Below are 15,807 nucleotides of genomic sequence, written 5' to 3'. Positions count from 1 at the left end.
AAATGAACCACGAAATGCCACTTTACGAAATCCCACTCTGGGGCGACTTCGTTCTGTACGGTAGCTGGACGAACTTGATCACAGTGCTGATAGCAGCTGCTCTCGTCTTCCTGATTGCCGTGGCCGGTACGCGACGTCTCGCGATGAAGCCAACCGGTTTTCAAAACACGCTAGAGTGGTTCCTCGAATTCGTTCGCGGAATCATCAGCAGTACGATGGATTGGAAAACAGGGGGTCGCTTCCTTACTTTCGGAATGACACTGTTCCTATTCATCATCGTGTCCAACTTAATGGGTCTCCCATTTAACGTTGTGACGGGTCACTACATTTGGTTCAACTCACCAACTGCGGATCCGTACGTGACACTTGCACTTTCATCTATGGTAGTGGTCATGAGCCATTATTACGGTGTGAAAATGCGCGGCTTCGGTGCATACGCGAAAACGTTTATGACGCCGATGTTTATTATTACCATCATTGAAGAATTCGCAAACACGTTGACGCTCGGTCTTCGTCTTTACGGGAACATCTTCGCTGGTGAAATCATGATCGGAATCATTCTCTCGATCGGAATCATCTCTGGAACGAACGATTTCCAATTCCTCGGACCAGTCGGTGTCATCCTTTCAGCGATTCCAATGCTGATTTGGCAAGGATTCTCACTCTTCATCGGAGCGATCCAAGCGTATATCTTCCTTATCCTGACGATGGTTTACATCGGACATAAGGCAGCGCACGACCATTAATTCGAAGGTAAAGCATCTGCTTTTCCGATAATCGCACGACCAAATTTCGAACACAATCTAGGGAGGCAATTTATAATGGAACTTATTGCAACAGCGATCATCATCGGACTCGGCGCACTTGGCGCTGGTATCGGTAACGGTCTTATCGTAAACGGTACAGTATTAGGACAAGCACGTCAGCCAGAACTCAAAAACGAACTTCGTCAAACAATGTTCATCGGTATCGGTCTTGTTGAGGCACTTCCAATCATCGGTGTAGCGGTCGGTTTCCTTCTCCTCAACTCTTAATCCATAGTTTAAGAAACGAGCTACATAGGGCGTTATTCGTTCGACAGGAGTGAACCGTCACGGGAGCTTTTGCTCCCTTATGTAGATATAAGAAGTTGGACCAACCACGAGGGGAGTGTAATCGAATGAATCTTACGTATCTTGCGGCAGAAGCAGGCGGCGAAGAAAGCCACCTTTTACTTGCCAATATGATCGTCACGATCGTCGTTTTCCTCTTGCTCCTCATCCTCTTGAAGAAATTCGCTTGGGGCCCGCTCATCAACATGATGAAAGCGCGGGAAGAGCATGTGGCTAGCGAGATCAACTCGGCTGAAAAAAGCCGTAAAGACGCTGAAGTCTACGTAGAACAACAACAAGAAGAATTAAATAAGGCACGTACGGAAGCACGTGACTTATTAGAATCATCACGCCGTCAAGCTGAGGCAGAACAAGCACGTGCGATGGAGCAGGCACGTCTTGAGACAGAAATGAGTAAGGAAGAAGCTCGCCGTGCAATCGACCGTGAACGCGCTGAAGCACAAGCTGCTTTGAAGAACGATGTTGCTCTTCAAGCAATCGCTGCAGCACGCCACGTCATGAAAACACAGCTTGCGATAGACGAAGCCGCTCAGCGCGCGCTCGTCGATCAATTCCTTGCTGACACTAAGGGCACGAACTAATGCGTGATCACGTAGCGGGACGCTACGCAAAAGCGCTCTTCGATCTTGCGCTTGAGCATCATGTGCTCGAGCAAGCAGAAGCTGATGTGCGGACGCTCGGCGAAGTGCTCCACGCAACACCAGAGCTCGCATCGGTTTTAAGTAACCCATCGATTTCTGCGGAAGAGCTGAAGTTAGTCTTACAGACGAGCTTCACGGGCTTCAACACGATTGTTTTGAATACCATCCTCGTCATGGTCGAAAACGACCGTGCGGCGGAAGTATTGTCTTTGCCGGAGCATTTCATTGCGTTATTGAATGAACACCGTAACGTTGCGACAGCCGTCGTGACGAGTGCATACAAATTGTCAGACGCGGAAATCACGAAAGTGAAAGAAACGTTCGGCCAAAAATCAGGTAAAACGCTTGAAGTAGAAAATGTTGTTGATACGAACGTAATCGGAGGACTTCGCGTCCAAATCGGTTACACGACATATGACGGCACGATCGAAACGAAACTAACGCGACTTGAGCGTGAGCTGTTAAAAGCGTAAGAAAATAGGGGTGAAACGCATGAGCATTAGAGCTGAAGAAATCAGCGCCCTGCTTAAAGCGCGTATCGCGCAGTACGGTTCTACGATGGAAGTGAACGAGACGGGTACGGTCATCCAAATTGGTGATGGTATCGCTCGTGCACACGGACTCGACAACGTCATGTCGGGAGAGCTCGTAGAATTCGCTAACGGCACAATGGGCTTGGCGCAAAACTTAGAAGAAGGCAACGTTGGTATCATCATTCTTGGTGACTACCTTGATATTAAAGAAGGCGATTCAGTTAGCCGTACAGGACGCATCATGGAAGTACCGACAGGGGACGCATTGCTCGGTCGCGTCGTTAACCCGCTCGGTATGCCAATCGATGGTCTTGGTCCAATCGAAACGGAACACTATAACCCAATCGAGCGTAAAGCTTCTGGCGTTATGGCACGTAAATCGGTTCACGAACCACTTCAGACAGGAATCAAGGCAATCGATGCCCTCGTTCCAATTGGTCGTGGACAACGTGAGTTGATCATCGGTGACCGTCAGACAGGTAAAACGTCGATCGCCATCGATACAATCATCAACCAAAAAGAAGAAAACATGATTTGTATTTACGTCGCAATCGGACAAAAAGAATCAACAGTCCGTGGTGTTGTTGAAACACTCCGTAAAAACGGTGCACTTGATTACACGATCGTCGTTTCTGCCGCTGCTTCACAGCCGGCACCACTTCTTTACCTCGCACCATTCGCTGGTGTAGCGATGGGTGAACACTTCATGGATCTCGGCAAGCACGTTCTTGTCATCTATGATGATCTTTCAAAACAAGCAGCTGCATACCGTGAGCTTTCGCTTCTCTTGAAGCGTCCACCAGGCCGCGAAGCTTACCCAGGGGATGTCTTCTACCTTCACTCACGCCTTCTTGAGCGTGCGGCGAAATTGAACGACGAGCTTGGCGCAGGTAGCTTAACAGCACTTCCGTTCATCGAGACACAAGCGTCGGATATCTCGGCTTACATCCCGACGAACGTTATCTCGATTACGGATGGTCAAATCTTCCTTCAATCGGATCTCTTCTTCTCAGGTGTCCGTCCAGCGATCAACCCGGGTCTCTCGGTATCGCGTGTTGGTGGATCGGCTCAAGTAAAAGCGATGAAGAAGGTAGCGGGTACGCTCCGTCTTGACCTCGCCTCTTACCGTGAGCTCGAAGCCTTTTCACAGTTCGGATCTGACCTTGATAAAGCGACACAATCGAAGCTTAACCGTGGTGAGCGGACAGTAGAGGTTCTGAAACAGGATCTTAACCAACCGTTGACTGTTGACAAGCAAGTCATCATCATCTATGCCTTGACTCGTGGTCACCTTGATGATGTTGCCGTTACGGATATTCGTCGTTTTGAAAAGGAACTCAACCTCTGGCTCGATCAAAACCGCAAACAGCTTTGCGATGAGATCCGTAAAACAGGTAACCTTCCGGCTGACGAAGAACTCGTTACAGCAATCTCAGAATTTAAGAAAACGTTCCAAGCGACAGTCTAAGGGTCAACTCTTAGGCTTCGCCTGAACGCTCTTGATACTAACAAGGTGGTGAATCGAAATGGCATCGTTGCGCGAGATACAAACGCGGATTAACTCGACGAAAAGTACGAAACAGATCACGAAAGCGATGAACATGGTTTCGGCGTCGAAACTAAACCGCGCTCAAGCACATAGCGCGAAGTTCCAGCCTTACATGCTGAAAATGCAGGAGGTTCTCGGAACCATTGCGAATGGCACGACAGGTGCGAGCCATCCGATGCTCGAGAAACGTCCCGTCAAAAAGACTGGATTTATCGTCATCACATCGGATCGCGGCTTAGCTGGTGCATATAACGCCAACGTGCTGCGTGAAGTCTACCGGGAAATCAAAGAAAAGCACACTACGGACAGTTACGTTCTGTACGTGGTCGGTAAAGTCGGTGTCCAGTTCTTCCGTTCACGCGGAATCACGGTCACAGACGCGATCACAGGACTCAACGATTCTCCTTCGTATGTTGATGTAGCTGAAATCGTGAAGCGTACAGTGAGTGCGTTCACGAACGGTGAAATCGACGAACTCAAGCTGAGCTACAACCATTTCTTGTCTGTCATCAGCCAAGAAGTGAAAGTCGAAACCCTTCTCCCACTCGGAGAAATCGAAGCTTCGTCTTCGACGACTTATGAGTATGAGCCAAGTGAGGAGCAAATCCTTTCTGAACTCCTTCCGCGTTATGCGGAAAGCTTGATCTTCGGTGCGCTTCTTGACGCGAAAGTAGCAGAACATGCGTCACGTATGACAGCAATGCAAAGTGCGACAGATAACGCAGATGACTTGATCGGTCGATTGACTCTCGTCTACAACCGGGCTCGACAAGCTGCAATCACGCAAGAAATCACAGAGATCGTCAGTGGAGCAGCTGCGCAGCAGTAAGCCCCAAGGACGTAATGATAGGTAGGAGGAAACACGATGAACGAACTCGGTTTAAAAGGCCGCGTCGTCGCGGTCATGGGACCTGTCATCGACGTTAAGTTCGAAGGACACTTACCGAACATCTACAACGCGCTTCGTATTCAATATACGCCGCAAACTGTAGAAGAAGTGGCTATCGACTTAACGCTTGAGGTCGCATTACACCTTGGTGACGATGTCGTCCGTACCATTGCGATGGATTCGACGGATGGTGTACGCCGTGGAGTGGAAGTCCTAGATACAGGCGCTCCAATCTCGGTACCCGTCGGTGAAGCGACACTCGGTCGCGTATTCAACGTACTCGGTAACCCAATTGATGAAAAAGAACTTGATGCAAGCGTGGAACGTCTTCCGATTCACAAAAAAGCACCAACGTTCGACAACCTTTCAACAAAAGTTGAAATTCTTGAAACAGGAATTAAAGTCGTTGACTTACTTGCGCCTTACATCAAAGGTGGTAAGATCGGTCTCTTCGGTGGTGCCGGTGTAGGTAAGACCGTCCTCATCCAGGAATTGATCAACAATATCGCCCAAGAGCACAGCGGTATCTCGGTATTCGCAGGTGTTGGTGAGCGGACACGTGAAGGTAATGACTTGTACCATGAGATGACGGATTCAGGCGTTATCAAACAAACAGCGATGGTCTTCGGTCAGATGAACGAACCACCTGGTGCACGTCTTCGTGTTGCCTTGACTGGTTTGACAATGGCTGAGTACTTCCGTGATGAGCAAGGACAGGACGTTCTTCTCTTCGTTGATAACATCTTCCGTTATACGCAAGCTGGTTCAGAAGTATCGGCCCTTCTCGGTCGTATGCCATCTGCCGTTGGTTACCAACCAACACTTGCAACAGAGATGGGTATGCTCCAAGAGCGTATCACGTCAACAAACAAAGGTTCGGTTACATCAATCCAAGCGGTTTATGTACCAGCCGATGACTATACTGACCCGGCTCCTGCGACGACGTTTGCTCACTTAGATGCAACGACGAACCTTGAGCGCCGTCTCTCTGAGATGGGTATTTATCCTGCCGTGGATCCACTTGCTTCTACATCACGCGCCCTTTCACCTGAAATCGTCGGTGAAGAGCATTACGCTGTAGCACGTCAAGTTCAGGAAACACTTCAGCGTTATAAAGAACTTCAAGATATCATCGCAATCCTCGGTATGGACGAGTTGTCGGAAGATGACAAGTTAAGTGTTCACCGTGCGCGTCGTATCCAGTTCTTCTTGTCGCAGAACTTCCACGTAGCTGAGCAGTTCACAGGACAAAAAGGATCGTACGTCCCAGTTAAGGACACGATCCGCGGCTTCAAAGAAATCCTCGATGGCAAACACGATGATTTGACGGAAGAAGCATTCCGTCTCGTCGGTCCGATCGAAGATGCGATTGAAAAAGCGAAGGCGCTTGTCTAAGTGACAAAGCATAAGGGGGACTTGAGATGAACACACTTCATGTCAATATCGTCACCCCGGATGGCGAAGTGTATGATGGCGATGTCCGTATGGTCGTTGCGAAAACGATAACGGGTGAAATCGGGGTCCTCCCGCACCACGTACCGCTCGTAACACCACTCGACATCAGCATCTTGAAGTTGCGCCACGAAGATGGCGGACGCACGTTGATCGCTATCAGCGGTGGCTTTATGGAAGTGCGCCAGGATACTGTAACGGTTCTTGCAGAAACAGCGGAGCAGGCAGATAAGGTCGATTATGACCGTGCTGCGGCTGCGAAGGTTCGTGCAGAACGACGTCTCCAGGACACGAAATTATCAGATCTTGAGTTCAAACGCGCAGAGCTTTCATTGAAACGGGCAATTAACCGTCTCGATTTAAAAGACTACGGTCGCGATTGATTCAAGTAAAAGACCCGGTTTCCCTCGTGGAAATCGGGTCTTTTTTTGTAGAAAACGTCAATTTAAAAGCGTTTTCTTTAGGATTAAGGCGATTCAGGTTTAAGATGGCGAAAAATAGTAAAAGTACCATATAGACCTCTTATTCACAAACTTTTCATCCTTACTTCTATAGAAATTGTGACAATCATCTTTAATAAATATATTTTATGCGATAAAATAAATGCATATTGTGCTTTTTTGTTTGCGAAATCATTCATTTTGTGAAATCATGGTAAGGTTGAAGAAAACACGAAGAAGAGGTGCAAGCGCGTGACGTCAATTGGTTTAAGTGCTTTAGTAAGTATGCTCGTTTATGTAATGGCAATTGTTCTTGCCTGGTGGTCACTCTTACCAGTCAAGTGGGAAAAAATCCTCCAACATCCTAAAGGTCCACACGCCATTGCGTTACGGACGTTGCTTGCGATTGCACTCGGTTCCCTCGTCGGTCGCTTTTTGCTGGAGTATTCGGGATTCGCCCAACGTCTTCAATTTTTAGTAGGCTGAACTTGTAACTTCCTTGTAAACCCTAATTTGGTCATCTGAATTAGTATAGAAAAGGATAGTATTCTTATAATGAAGAAACACATTGATTATGACATTGAAAATCGTATTGGCTTTTGGCACGAGAGATAACTATAGGAAAGTTTCTTTCTATCATTCGTTGACTTTTCAACTATGATCAACACCAATCACGAATTGTACGAATAGAAAAGAAACGAAGCAGAGGAGTATGGGTAATGGAAAAAATTGTTGTCCGTGGCGGACGTAAATTAGCTGGAACAGTAAAAGTAGAAGGTGCAAAAAATGCAGTCTTAAAAACGTTGGTTGCGACATTGCTCGCATCAGAAGGTCAATCGGTCCTTCAAAACGTACCACGTCTTGCAGACGTCTATACAATCAACAATGTCTTACGGAACTTAAACGCACAAGTCGAATTCGATGCAGAAGCGAACACGGTTACCGTCAATGCAGAACCGGAACTAAAAGACGAAGCACCACTTGAATACGTCCGTAAAATGCGGGCATCGATTCTTGTCATGGGTCCACTCCTTGCACGTCTCGGTCGCGCACGCGTTGCGATGCCGGGTGGCTGTGCAATCGGATCACGTCCAATCGATCTTCACTTAAAAGGATTCGAAGCGATGGGCGCTAAAACAATCATCGGAAACGGTTTTGTTGAAGCACAAGTCGATGGTCGTCTCCAAGGTGCAAAAATCTATCTTGATTTCCCTTCTGTCGGTGCGACAGAAAACATCATGATGGCGGCAACACTCGCTGAAGGCACGACAGTCATCGAGAACGTTGCGAAAGAACCTGAAATCGTTGACCTCGCGAACTTCTTGAACGCGATGGGCGCGAAAGTCCGTGGCGCAGGTACGGAAACGATCCGTATCGAAGGTGTCGAAAAATTACACGGTGGCAACCACTACGTGATTCCAGACCGGATCGAAGCCGGAACATTCATGATTGCAGCTGCAATCACAGAAGGTGACGTCGAAGTCATCGGTGCTGAGCGTGAGCATCTTCGTCCATTGATTTCAAAAATGGAAGAGATGGGTGTTCAAGTATCGGATACAGAAGAAGGGCTTCGTGTTATCGGACCTAAGAAATTGGTTGCTGTCGACGTGAAGACGATGCCACACCCTGGTTTCCCGACAGACGTTCAAGCACAGATGATGGCGCTTGTCTTAAAAGCTGAAGGAACATCGGTCATCACGGAAACGGTCTTCGAAAACCGCTTCATGCACGTGGAAGAATTCCGCCGCATGAATGCTGATATCAAAATCGAAGGACGCTCATCCATCATCACAGGTGGTGTTCAGCTTCAAGGAGCAGAAGTCTTATCAACAGACCTTCGTTCTGGTGCAGCGCTCGTCACAGCTGGTTTGATTGCTGAAGGTGAAACACGTGTCGGTGCACTCCATCACATCGATCGTGGATACGTTGACTTCCACTTGAAACTGCAAGCTCTTGGCGCAGATGTCGAGCGCATCACGGAAGAAACAGCGGTTGTCGAAGAAACGGCAGCGACAAAGCTTTAATCTTAAGCTATTATTCCATTTCATTAACGAGAGACGACTTTCTGAAAAAGAAAGTCGTCTCTTTTTGCTTGCCTGTGCTAAAATTGAAAGGTATGTATACATAAATGGGTTAGACGTCCAAACGACGCTCTAAATTATGGAATAATATCCAGCTGGTAAAGGAGATCACGCGAGATGTTTTCAAAAGATATCGGAATTGATTTAGGAACTGCCAATGTCGTCATTCATGTAAAGGGAAGAGGAATTGTCCTCGATGAACCTTCAGTCGTCGCCATTGATAAAGCGACCGGCAAAATTCATGCAGTAGGTACGGAAGCACATTTAATGGTAGGCCGGACACCGGGAAACATCGTCGCGATTCGTCCGCTCCAAGATGGTGTGATCGCAGATTTCGAGATGACGGAAGCCATGTTACGTCACTTCATCGATAAAATTGAGGTCCGCAGCATGTTCGGTGGCGTTCGGATGTTGATTTGTACACCAGCGAGCATCACGACGGTCGAAGCAAAAGCGATTCGTCAGGCAGGAGAAAAATCGGGCGCGAAAACCGTCTTCCTCGAAGTCGAACCGAAAGTAGCCGCGGTCGGAGCAGGGATGGACATTTGGATGCCTGTGGGACATATGGTCATCGACATCGGTGGTGGGACGACGGATGTTGCGGTACTCTCGATGGGAGATATCGTCTGTGGCGAAACAATCAAAGTTGCAGGAGATCGATTTGATCACGATATCATTCGGGCGATCAAAGATCGGCATAAGTTAATCATCGGTGAACGGACGGCGCAAAACGTCAAGATGACGGTAGCAACGGTCTCAGAAGACGGACGTCAGGAAGAGATGGATATCCGGGGACGCAACCTCGTCACAGGGCTGCCGCATAACATTACGGTCAGCTCACAGGAAATTCATGAAGCACTCGCAGAATCAGCGATGGAAATCGTTGAAGCGACAAAACGGGTTCTCGAGAAGACACCACCGGAACTCGCAGCAGATATCATCGACCGCGGCATCATCTTAACGGGTGGTGGGGCATTGCTCGACGGAATCGATCAGTTGTTGGCAAAGGAGCTTGGGTTACCGGTCTTGATTGCAGAAGATCCAATGTTATGTGTCGCACGCGGGACAGGAATCATGCTCGATAACTTAGGAAAATAAGAAATGCTTGTTTGGCACAAATCGTCAAGCGATGAGGTAACCGTTCACTTAATTGTGGGGGTTACCTCTTTTTATTTTGCGTAGAGAACGATTCAAGAATGTTGCGGGATGAAGATTCTTTCTTCCCGTGCTTGCCTCTGACAGCGCAAGAGTTTCTTGCGCTTTTTCCCGTAGGAGTCACGAGAAGCGAATTTTTTAGGCAGGTGCGTTTTTGTCGAATGCCGTCCTCGAATAGATCGGATTAGATTAAAAATGGACAAAGTACAGCGTCATAAACGATTCAAGAATGTTGCGGGATGAAGATTCTTTCTTCCCGCGCTTTCCTCGGGCGAGGCGCAAGCCGTTGCTACTTGATCCTATCCGGACAAGTAGCAGGGTCTCGCTTGCCTCTGACAGCGCAAGAATTTCTTGCGCTTTTTCCCGTAGGAGTCACGGGAAGCGAATCTTTTAGACAGATGCGTTTTTGTCGAATGCCGTTCTCGAACAGATCGGATTAGATTGCAGATAGACAAAGTACAGTGCCTTGAACGATTCAAGAATGCTGGGGGATGAAGATTCTTTCTTCCCGTGCTTTCCTCGGGCGAGGCGCAAGCCGTTGCTACTTGATCCTATCCGGATAAGTAGCAGGGTCTCGCTTGCCTCTGACAGCGCAAGAATTTCTTGCGCTTTTTCCCGTAGGAGTCACGGGAAGCGAATCTTTTAGGCAGGTGCGTTTCTGTCGAATGCCGTTCTAGAACAAATCGGTTAACGCGTGTCTGAGCTTCCATAGAAGTGAGAACGCCAATCAATAAGATGTAGCGCCTTAAACGGAAATAGGGATAACTTGAACAACTTGCTTCGAAAACGGTGAGACGCTTGAGGGAATCAGTGAACCTTGAAAAGGTTCACGAGCAAGCAAGGGGAGACCCTGCAGCTTTTGTAAAAAGCGAAGCGGCTTCCCGCTTGCCCCTAAGCAAGCGAACCGTGGTAGAAGCGAATGTTGTTTAAAAACCACGAGGTCACTGTACTGAATGTTGTTCAAAAAAACGCACTTTTATGTGACCGCGAAAAAGACTTTCTAAAAAAATATCAGAATAACGGTTGACGAAAGCCTGGAAAAAAGAGAGAATGAGAATGTTCTCAATGAGAATGAATATCATTATCTTTACAAGGAGACTACGATGTCGATTATGATTTGGGGAATCCTCCTCGTATGTGTCTCAATCGGCTCCATGTTTGTTGGTGTCGCTGACCTCGATTTAACAGAAATTTTATCTTGGAGCGAGACGGAATGGGAATTGTTCTTGATGAGTCGGATACCACGACTTTTAAGTATCTTATTGGCTGGAGCGGGTATGAGCATTGCGGGATTGATCATGCAACAGATTACACAAAACCGCTTCGTTTCACCGACGACGGCGGGAACGATGGATTTCGCGAAACTCGGAATCGTCGTTTCAATGATTGGCTTTAGTGATGCACATCCACTGATTAAGATGCTCATTTCATTTGGATTTGCGTTTGGTGGTTCGCTCTTGTTCATGCGGATTCTCGAACGGATCAAAATGAAGGACGTCATTTTCATTCCACTCGTCGGATTGATGCTCGGCAGTATCGTCGGTGCCTTGACGACGTTTCTCGCATTGCGGTTTAACTTGCTGCAAAGCTTAGAAGGATGGATGCAAGGAAACTTTTCGATGATCACAAAGGGACGCTACGAATTGCTTTACATAACTGTTCCGTTGCTGTTCGTCGCTTATCGTTATGCCCACCGGTTTACGATTGTCGGAATGGGCGAAGAATTTTCACAAAATCTTGGTATCTCCCATAAGCGTGTCATGCAGCTTGGGCTGGCGATTGTTTCATTGATCGCTTCAGCCGTGATTTTATCGGTCGGTGTGATTCCGTTTCTTGGTCTGATCGTGCCGAACTTGATTTCGATTTGGTACGGCGATCACTTACGAAAGACGTTACCGTTAACGGCTCTGTTCGGTGCCTTGTTCGTCCTCGTCTGTGACATTGCGGGCCGCCTGTTGATTGCACCGTATGAGATTCCGATTAGCTTGATGGTCGGGACGATTGGCAGTGGCTTGTTCCTCTACCTCTTGTTTAGGAGGGATCGTTATGGCTTATCGTAAACGGTTGATTTGGCTGGGCGTCCTCGCGTTATTATGCATGGTTGGCTATATGACGTTGAACTTACAAGGGGCACTCGGATATGTCATTCCAAGGCGCTTTACAAAGTTAGCAGCGATGCTTGTCACGAGTGTCGCGATCGGGGTCTCGACCTTGATTTTCCAAACCGTGACGATGAACCGGATTTTGACACCGAACGTCATCGGTCTCGATTCACTGTATATGTTGCTTCAAACCGGACTCTTGTTTTTGTTCGGCAGCTCAATCCTGCTTGAAGTCGGAATCGAAGTCCGCTTCGTCGCAACGATTCTTTTGATGGTCGGTTTTGCGATCGTGCTGTATCAATTGCTGTTCCGAGGGGAAGGGCGGAACGTCTACTTCCTTCTCCTCGTCGGTCTTGTCTTCGGAACGTTTTTCGGTAGCATCACCTCGTTCCTTCAACTGCTGATGGACCCGAACGAATTTCAATTGTTGCAAGATCGCTCGTTCGCGAGCATCAACAACGTCGATTCGGACTTATTGATGTTAGCGACAGTCCTCCTCGTCTTGAATACGGCTTGGCTTTGGCGGTATGTCCGCTTCCTCGACGTATTGGCACTCGGACGCGACCATGCGATTAACTTGGGCATTCCGTATGAAAAAATCGTCAAACGTCTGTTAATCATCGTCGCCATCTATATTTCGATTGCAACGGCTTTAATTGGACCGATTACGTTTTTAGGGCTATTGATTGTCAACGTCGCCTATCAACTCATCCCGACGTACCGCCATCACGCTTTAGCGGTCGCGACAGTTTTACTTGGTGTGATCGCGTTAGTCGGGGGGCAGTTGGTTGTCGAGCACGTCTTGAACTTTTCGACGACGCTCAGTGTCATCTTGAACTTGATTGGTGGTAGCTACTTTATTTATCTCTTGCTGAAAGGAGTCAACCGATGATTACGATTGACAACATCACGAAACGGTTCGGAACGAAGACCGTCGTCGAAGCGGCGACGTTCACGATCCCGAAAGGTAAATTGACATCCTTCATCGGACCGAACGGTGCGGGTAAAAGTACGGTCCTTTCGATGATTAGCCGTCTCGCGAAAGCGGATGCGGGCGTCGTCATACTGGAAGGGACGGCCATCAGTCAATTTCCGTCAGATGACTTGGCGAAGCGACTGTCGATTTTAAAACAAAGCAATCACCTCGGACTGCGTGTGACGGTCCGTGAGCTCGTCGGGTTTGGTCGTTTTCCGTATTCGAAAGGACGACTGACCGCCCTTGATCACGAGAAAATCGATCGGGCGATTGCATACGTCGGCCTCGAAGAGATGCAAGATAAACAAATCAACGCCCTCAGCGGAGGTCAGAAGCAACGTGCCTTCATCGCGATGGTAATTGCCCAAGACACGGATTATATCTTGCTCGACGAACCATTGAATAACCTCGACATGCGTCATGCCGTCCAGGTGATGAAGTTACTCCGGAAGCTCGTCGACGAGGAAAATAAAACGATCGTCGTCGTCTTACACGACTTGAACTTCGCATCCGTTTACTCGGATCAGATGGTCGCGATGAAAGAAGGACAAATCGTTGCGACGGGTCCGACAGACCAATTGATGGAACAGTCGTTACTCGAAAACCTGTATGAAATGGATTTAACGTTGGAACAGATGGATGATCATAAAATTTGCCTCTACTATACTTAACATAAGGGAGATCAACTCACATGAAAAAGTGGTTCTTACTCGTTATTGCAATTTGTGTCGTCGCACTCGGTGCGTGTGGAAAAGGAACAAATGAATCAGCCGCTTCAAGCGACGAAAAAATAACAATCAAACATGAATTAGGTTCAACTGAGGTCGTCAAAGACCCGAAAAAAGTCGTCGTCTTTGATTTTGGTGCACTTGATACACTCGATGAACTGGGTGTCGAAGTGGCAGGTCTACCGAAAGAACTCGTTCCAGCCTATCTTAAGCAATATGAAGCAGAGCAGTATACGAACGTCGGAAGTTTAAAAGAACCAAACTTTGAAGCAATCAGTGAACTTGCACCGGACGTCATCCTGATTTCAGCCCGTCAATCGGAAATGTATAAAGAGTTCAGCAAGATTGCACCGACGATTTATGTAGGAATCGATACACAGGACTACATGACGTCGTTCAAAGATAACGTCAACATGCTCGGTAAGTTGTTTGGAAAAGAAGCAGAAGCGACAGCTGCATTAAAAGAAGTAGATGAAAAAATCGCGGCAGTCAAAGAGGATGCTAAAGAAGCACCTGAGTCACTTGTCCTGCTCGCGGGGGATAAGAGCATGAGTGCGTTCGGACCGGGCTCTCGTTTTGGCTTGATTTACGATGCATTTGGTTTAAAAGCAATCGATACGACTCTTGATCAATCCGTCCACGGACAAGATGTCTCGTACGAATACATCGTCAAGAAAAATCCGGGCATCATCTTCGTCATCGATCGTGGAGAAGCAATCGGTGAAGGGGCAACGGCGAAACAAGCGATGGACAATGAATTATTGAAAAACGTCGATGCCGTCAAAAATAATAAGGTCGTCTACTTGAGTGGAGACGTGTGGTATCTGTCCGGTGGCGGTATCCAATCGATCGAAAAGATGTTGGAAGAAATCAAAACAGCACTGTAACAGCAAAAAAGCTCAATCCGTTAAGGACTGAGCTTTTCGCGGTTCTAAAGCGATTCGAGACGGATTGCGCTCTAAAGCGTCTGTATGACTGGACTTCTGTCACGGTATTACCTAAAAAGCGTCACGTTTCGTTGACTCCTACGGGAAAAGTGCGTTTTTAACGCGACTTGCCAGAGGCAGGCAAGACCCTGCTCGTTGTCCGTGAGGATCAAGGAGCAACGGCTTGCGCCTCGCCCGAGGAAAGCAACGAAAAAAGACGCTTGATCTCCCAATAGCACGTTGTCTACAGTCTGAAAGATCAGTCCGTTAAGGATTGATCTTTTTTTCATCGATAGCTTAAATAATTTTGCCAATGAGTCACTTCGTATTTTGCATGAACGCCTGATAGGCCTCAAAGTCATGATAGACGATGGCACGCGGGGGGAAAGAGCTGTTCATCGTCTGATTGACGAGTTGGTTCAAGGCTTGCCGTGACTGACCATAAAAGGTGATGCTCGGTGTCTCCGGTAGTTCCGTGAACTCGAGAGCGTACGACAGGTTGTGCTGGTGGTTTGCCGCATACAACGTATCGACGAGCGTGATGGCGGATAAGCCGTTTCCACCACCGTAGACAGTCCGGTAACTCATTAAGGTCACTTCGCTTGCAAGATCCATCGCCCAGGCACTGACAGGACGTCCGGAGACATCCGTGACCGTAGGAACCAAAACGGAAGAAAGAGTTGCAACGGTAGCCCTTCCGCCGTTGCCCGCTCCTGAAAGGCAGTCAGGATTCGTTGATAAGAAGCGATGACGGCAGATTGATTCGTCGTCCACTCCGGTAGGGCATACGGTTCGAGATCGACGCTGATTCCATCCGGATGCTGCATCGTCTCACTTTGATACAGGGTAATCCAGGCGAGCGGGTCTTCGACATTCGGTCGGAAGGTCGTGCCTTCATTCGTAATCCAGCGTGGTTGTCCGAACAGGAAGTAGACTTCAATTCCTGCTGCATGCGCGGCCTCGACGAATGTTCGATAGAGAATCCGGTCCCCCTCCACAGCAACATGAAGATAGACACGCTTCATCTGCCGGTTGGCGAGTTGATTGATTTTCACGGGGATGGACTTCGCTTCCGGAATCGACCACATCACCGTATGGCGCGTGACGGGGAGAGCGGCTTGACCGCTTGACGGCAGCAACAGACTGAAAAATGAGACGCAGACGAGACTGACGAGAAAACTAGTGTTCACTCCGTCTGCATGGTACTCCTACTATCGGTTCGT

The 15,807-nt window shown here is 48.1% G+C and carries 17 protein-coding genes; 15 read left to right on the top strand and 2 right to left on the bottom strand.

Annotated elements, in window-relative coordinates; all coding sequences use genetic code 11:
• Positions 1–2: 2 nt before the first annotated feature.
• The 15 genes from atpB to KNP94_RS13405 all read left to right on the top strand — a co-directional run bounded on the left by atpB (position 3) and on the right by KNP94_RS13405 (position 14,545).
• Complete coding sequence (gene atpB, locus KNP94_RS13475) at positions 3–746, top strand: F0F1 ATP synthase subunit A (protein ID WP_088837970.1); 744 nt, start codon at positions 3–5, stop codon at positions 744–746.
• A 75-nt stretch (positions 747–821) separates the two neighbouring features.
• Entirely contained in the window at positions 822–1,034 is a 213-nt protein-coding gene (gene atpE, locus KNP94_RS13470) for a F0F1 ATP synthase subunit C (protein WP_012371545.1), read from the top strand.
• Between the two features lie 125 nt (positions 1,035–1,159).
• Positions 1,160–1,693, top strand: coding sequence for a F0F1 ATP synthase subunit B (gene atpF, locus KNP94_RS13465; protein ID WP_215115835.1), 534 nt, complete (start codon positions 1,160–1,162; stop codon positions 1,691–1,693).
• Positions 1,693–2,226, top strand: a complete 534-nt coding sequence (locus KNP94_RS13460; protein ID WP_088837968.1) for a F0F1 ATP synthase subunit delta — start codon at positions 1,693–1,695, stop codon at positions 2,224–2,226. Before atpF ends, KNP94_RS13460 begins: the two co-directional genes overlap by 1 nt.
• Before the next feature lie 19 nt (positions 2,227–2,245).
• Positions 2,246–3,754 (top strand): F0F1 ATP synthase subunit alpha, encoded by a 1,509-nt coding sequence (atpA, locus tag KNP94_RS13455; RefSeq protein ID WP_029331744.1) that lies wholly within the window; start codon positions 2,246–2,248, stop codon positions 3,752–3,754.
• Between the two features lie 58 nt (positions 3,755–3,812).
• Complete coding sequence (gene atpG, locus KNP94_RS13450) at positions 3,813–4,664, top strand: ATP synthase F1 subunit gamma (protein WP_088837967.1); 852 nt, start codon at positions 3,813–3,815, stop codon at positions 4,662–4,664.
• A gap of 36 nt (positions 4,665–4,700) precedes the next feature.
• The gene (atpD, locus tag KNP94_RS13445; RefSeq protein ID WP_088837966.1) at positions 4,701–6,119 is read left to right on the top strand and encodes a F0F1 ATP synthase subunit beta; all 1,419 of its coding nucleotides are present in this window, start codon (positions 4,701–4,703) and stop codon (positions 6,117–6,119) included.
• A gap of 26 nt (positions 6,120–6,145) precedes the next feature.
• The gene (locus KNP94_RS13440; protein WP_088837965.1) at positions 6,146–6,559 is read left to right on the top strand and encodes a F0F1 ATP synthase subunit epsilon; all 414 of its coding nucleotides are present in this window, start codon (positions 6,146–6,148) and stop codon (positions 6,557–6,559) included.
• Positions 6,560–6,868: 309 nt separating this feature from the next.
• A complete protein-coding gene (locus tag KNP94_RS13435; protein ID WP_029331740.1) occupies positions 6,869–7,102 on the top strand; it encodes a DUF1146 domain-containing protein in 234 nt (77 codons plus the stop codon).
• Between the two features lie 233 nt (positions 7,103–7,335).
• Positions 7,336–8,640 carry a UDP-N-acetylglucosamine 1-carboxyvinyltransferase gene (gene murA / locus KNP94_RS13430; RefSeq protein WP_215115834.1) on the top strand — a complete coding sequence of 435 codons (1,305 nt, stop codon included), beginning with the start codon at positions 7,336–7,338 and terminating at the stop codon, positions 8,638–8,640.
• 174 nt (positions 8,641–8,814) lie between these two features.
• The gene (mreB, locus tag KNP94_RS13425) at positions 8,815–9,795 is read left to right on the top strand and encodes a rod shape-determining protein MreB (RefSeq protein ID WP_215115833.1); all 981 of its coding nucleotides are present in this window, start codon (positions 8,815–8,817) and stop codon (positions 9,793–9,795) included.
• 1,160 nt (positions 9,796–10,955) lie between these two features.
• The gene (locus KNP94_RS13420) at positions 10,956–11,912 is read left to right on the top strand and encodes an ABC transporter permease (RefSeq protein ID WP_088837963.1); all 957 of its coding nucleotides are present in this window, start codon (positions 10,956–10,958) and stop codon (positions 11,910–11,912) included.
• Positions 11,899–12,846, top strand: coding sequence for an iron chelate uptake ABC transporter family permease subunit (locus KNP94_RS13415; protein WP_215115832.1), 948 nt, complete (start codon positions 11,899–11,901; stop codon positions 12,844–12,846). The genes KNP94_RS13420 and KNP94_RS13415 overlap by 14 nt, the downstream gene beginning before the upstream one ends.
• A complete protein-coding gene (locus KNP94_RS13410; protein WP_215115831.1) occupies positions 12,843–13,601 on the top strand; it encodes an iron ABC transporter ATP-binding protein in 759 nt (252 codons plus the stop codon). Before KNP94_RS13415 ends, KNP94_RS13410 begins: the two co-directional genes overlap by 4 nt.
• 20 nt (positions 13,602–13,621) lie before the next feature.
• Positions 13,622–14,545, top strand: a complete 924-nt coding sequence (locus KNP94_RS13405; RefSeq protein ID WP_215115830.1) for a siderophore ABC transporter substrate-binding protein — start codon at positions 13,622–13,624, stop codon at positions 14,543–14,545.
• A 357-nt stretch (positions 14,546–14,902) separates the two neighbouring features.
• Here KNP94_RS13405 and KNP94_RS15995 read toward each other — a convergent pair whose 3' ends face one another.
• Positions 14,903–15,199: a hypothetical protein gene (locus tag KNP94_RS15995; protein ID WP_251132230.1), complete on the bottom strand. Its 297-nt coding sequence runs from the start codon at positions 15,197–15,199 to the stop codon at positions 14,903–14,905.
• Complete coding sequence (locus tag KNP94_RS13400) at positions 15,178–15,774, bottom strand: hypothetical protein (RefSeq protein ID WP_251132668.1); 597 nt, start codon at positions 15,772–15,774, stop codon at positions 15,178–15,180. Before KNP94_RS13400 ends, KNP94_RS15995 begins: the two co-directional genes overlap by 22 nt.
• Between the last annotated feature and the right edge of the window lie 33 nt (positions 15,775–15,807).

The organism is Exiguobacterium sp. s80 (genome assembly GCF_018618725.1).
GTDB classification, from domain to species: domain Bacteria; phylum Bacillota; class Bacilli; order Exiguobacteriales; family Exiguobacteriaceae; genus Exiguobacterium_A; species Exiguobacterium_A oxidotolerans.
Note: the sequence above shows the minus strand (reverse complement) of the source record. Positions and strands in the feature narration are given on the sequence as shown.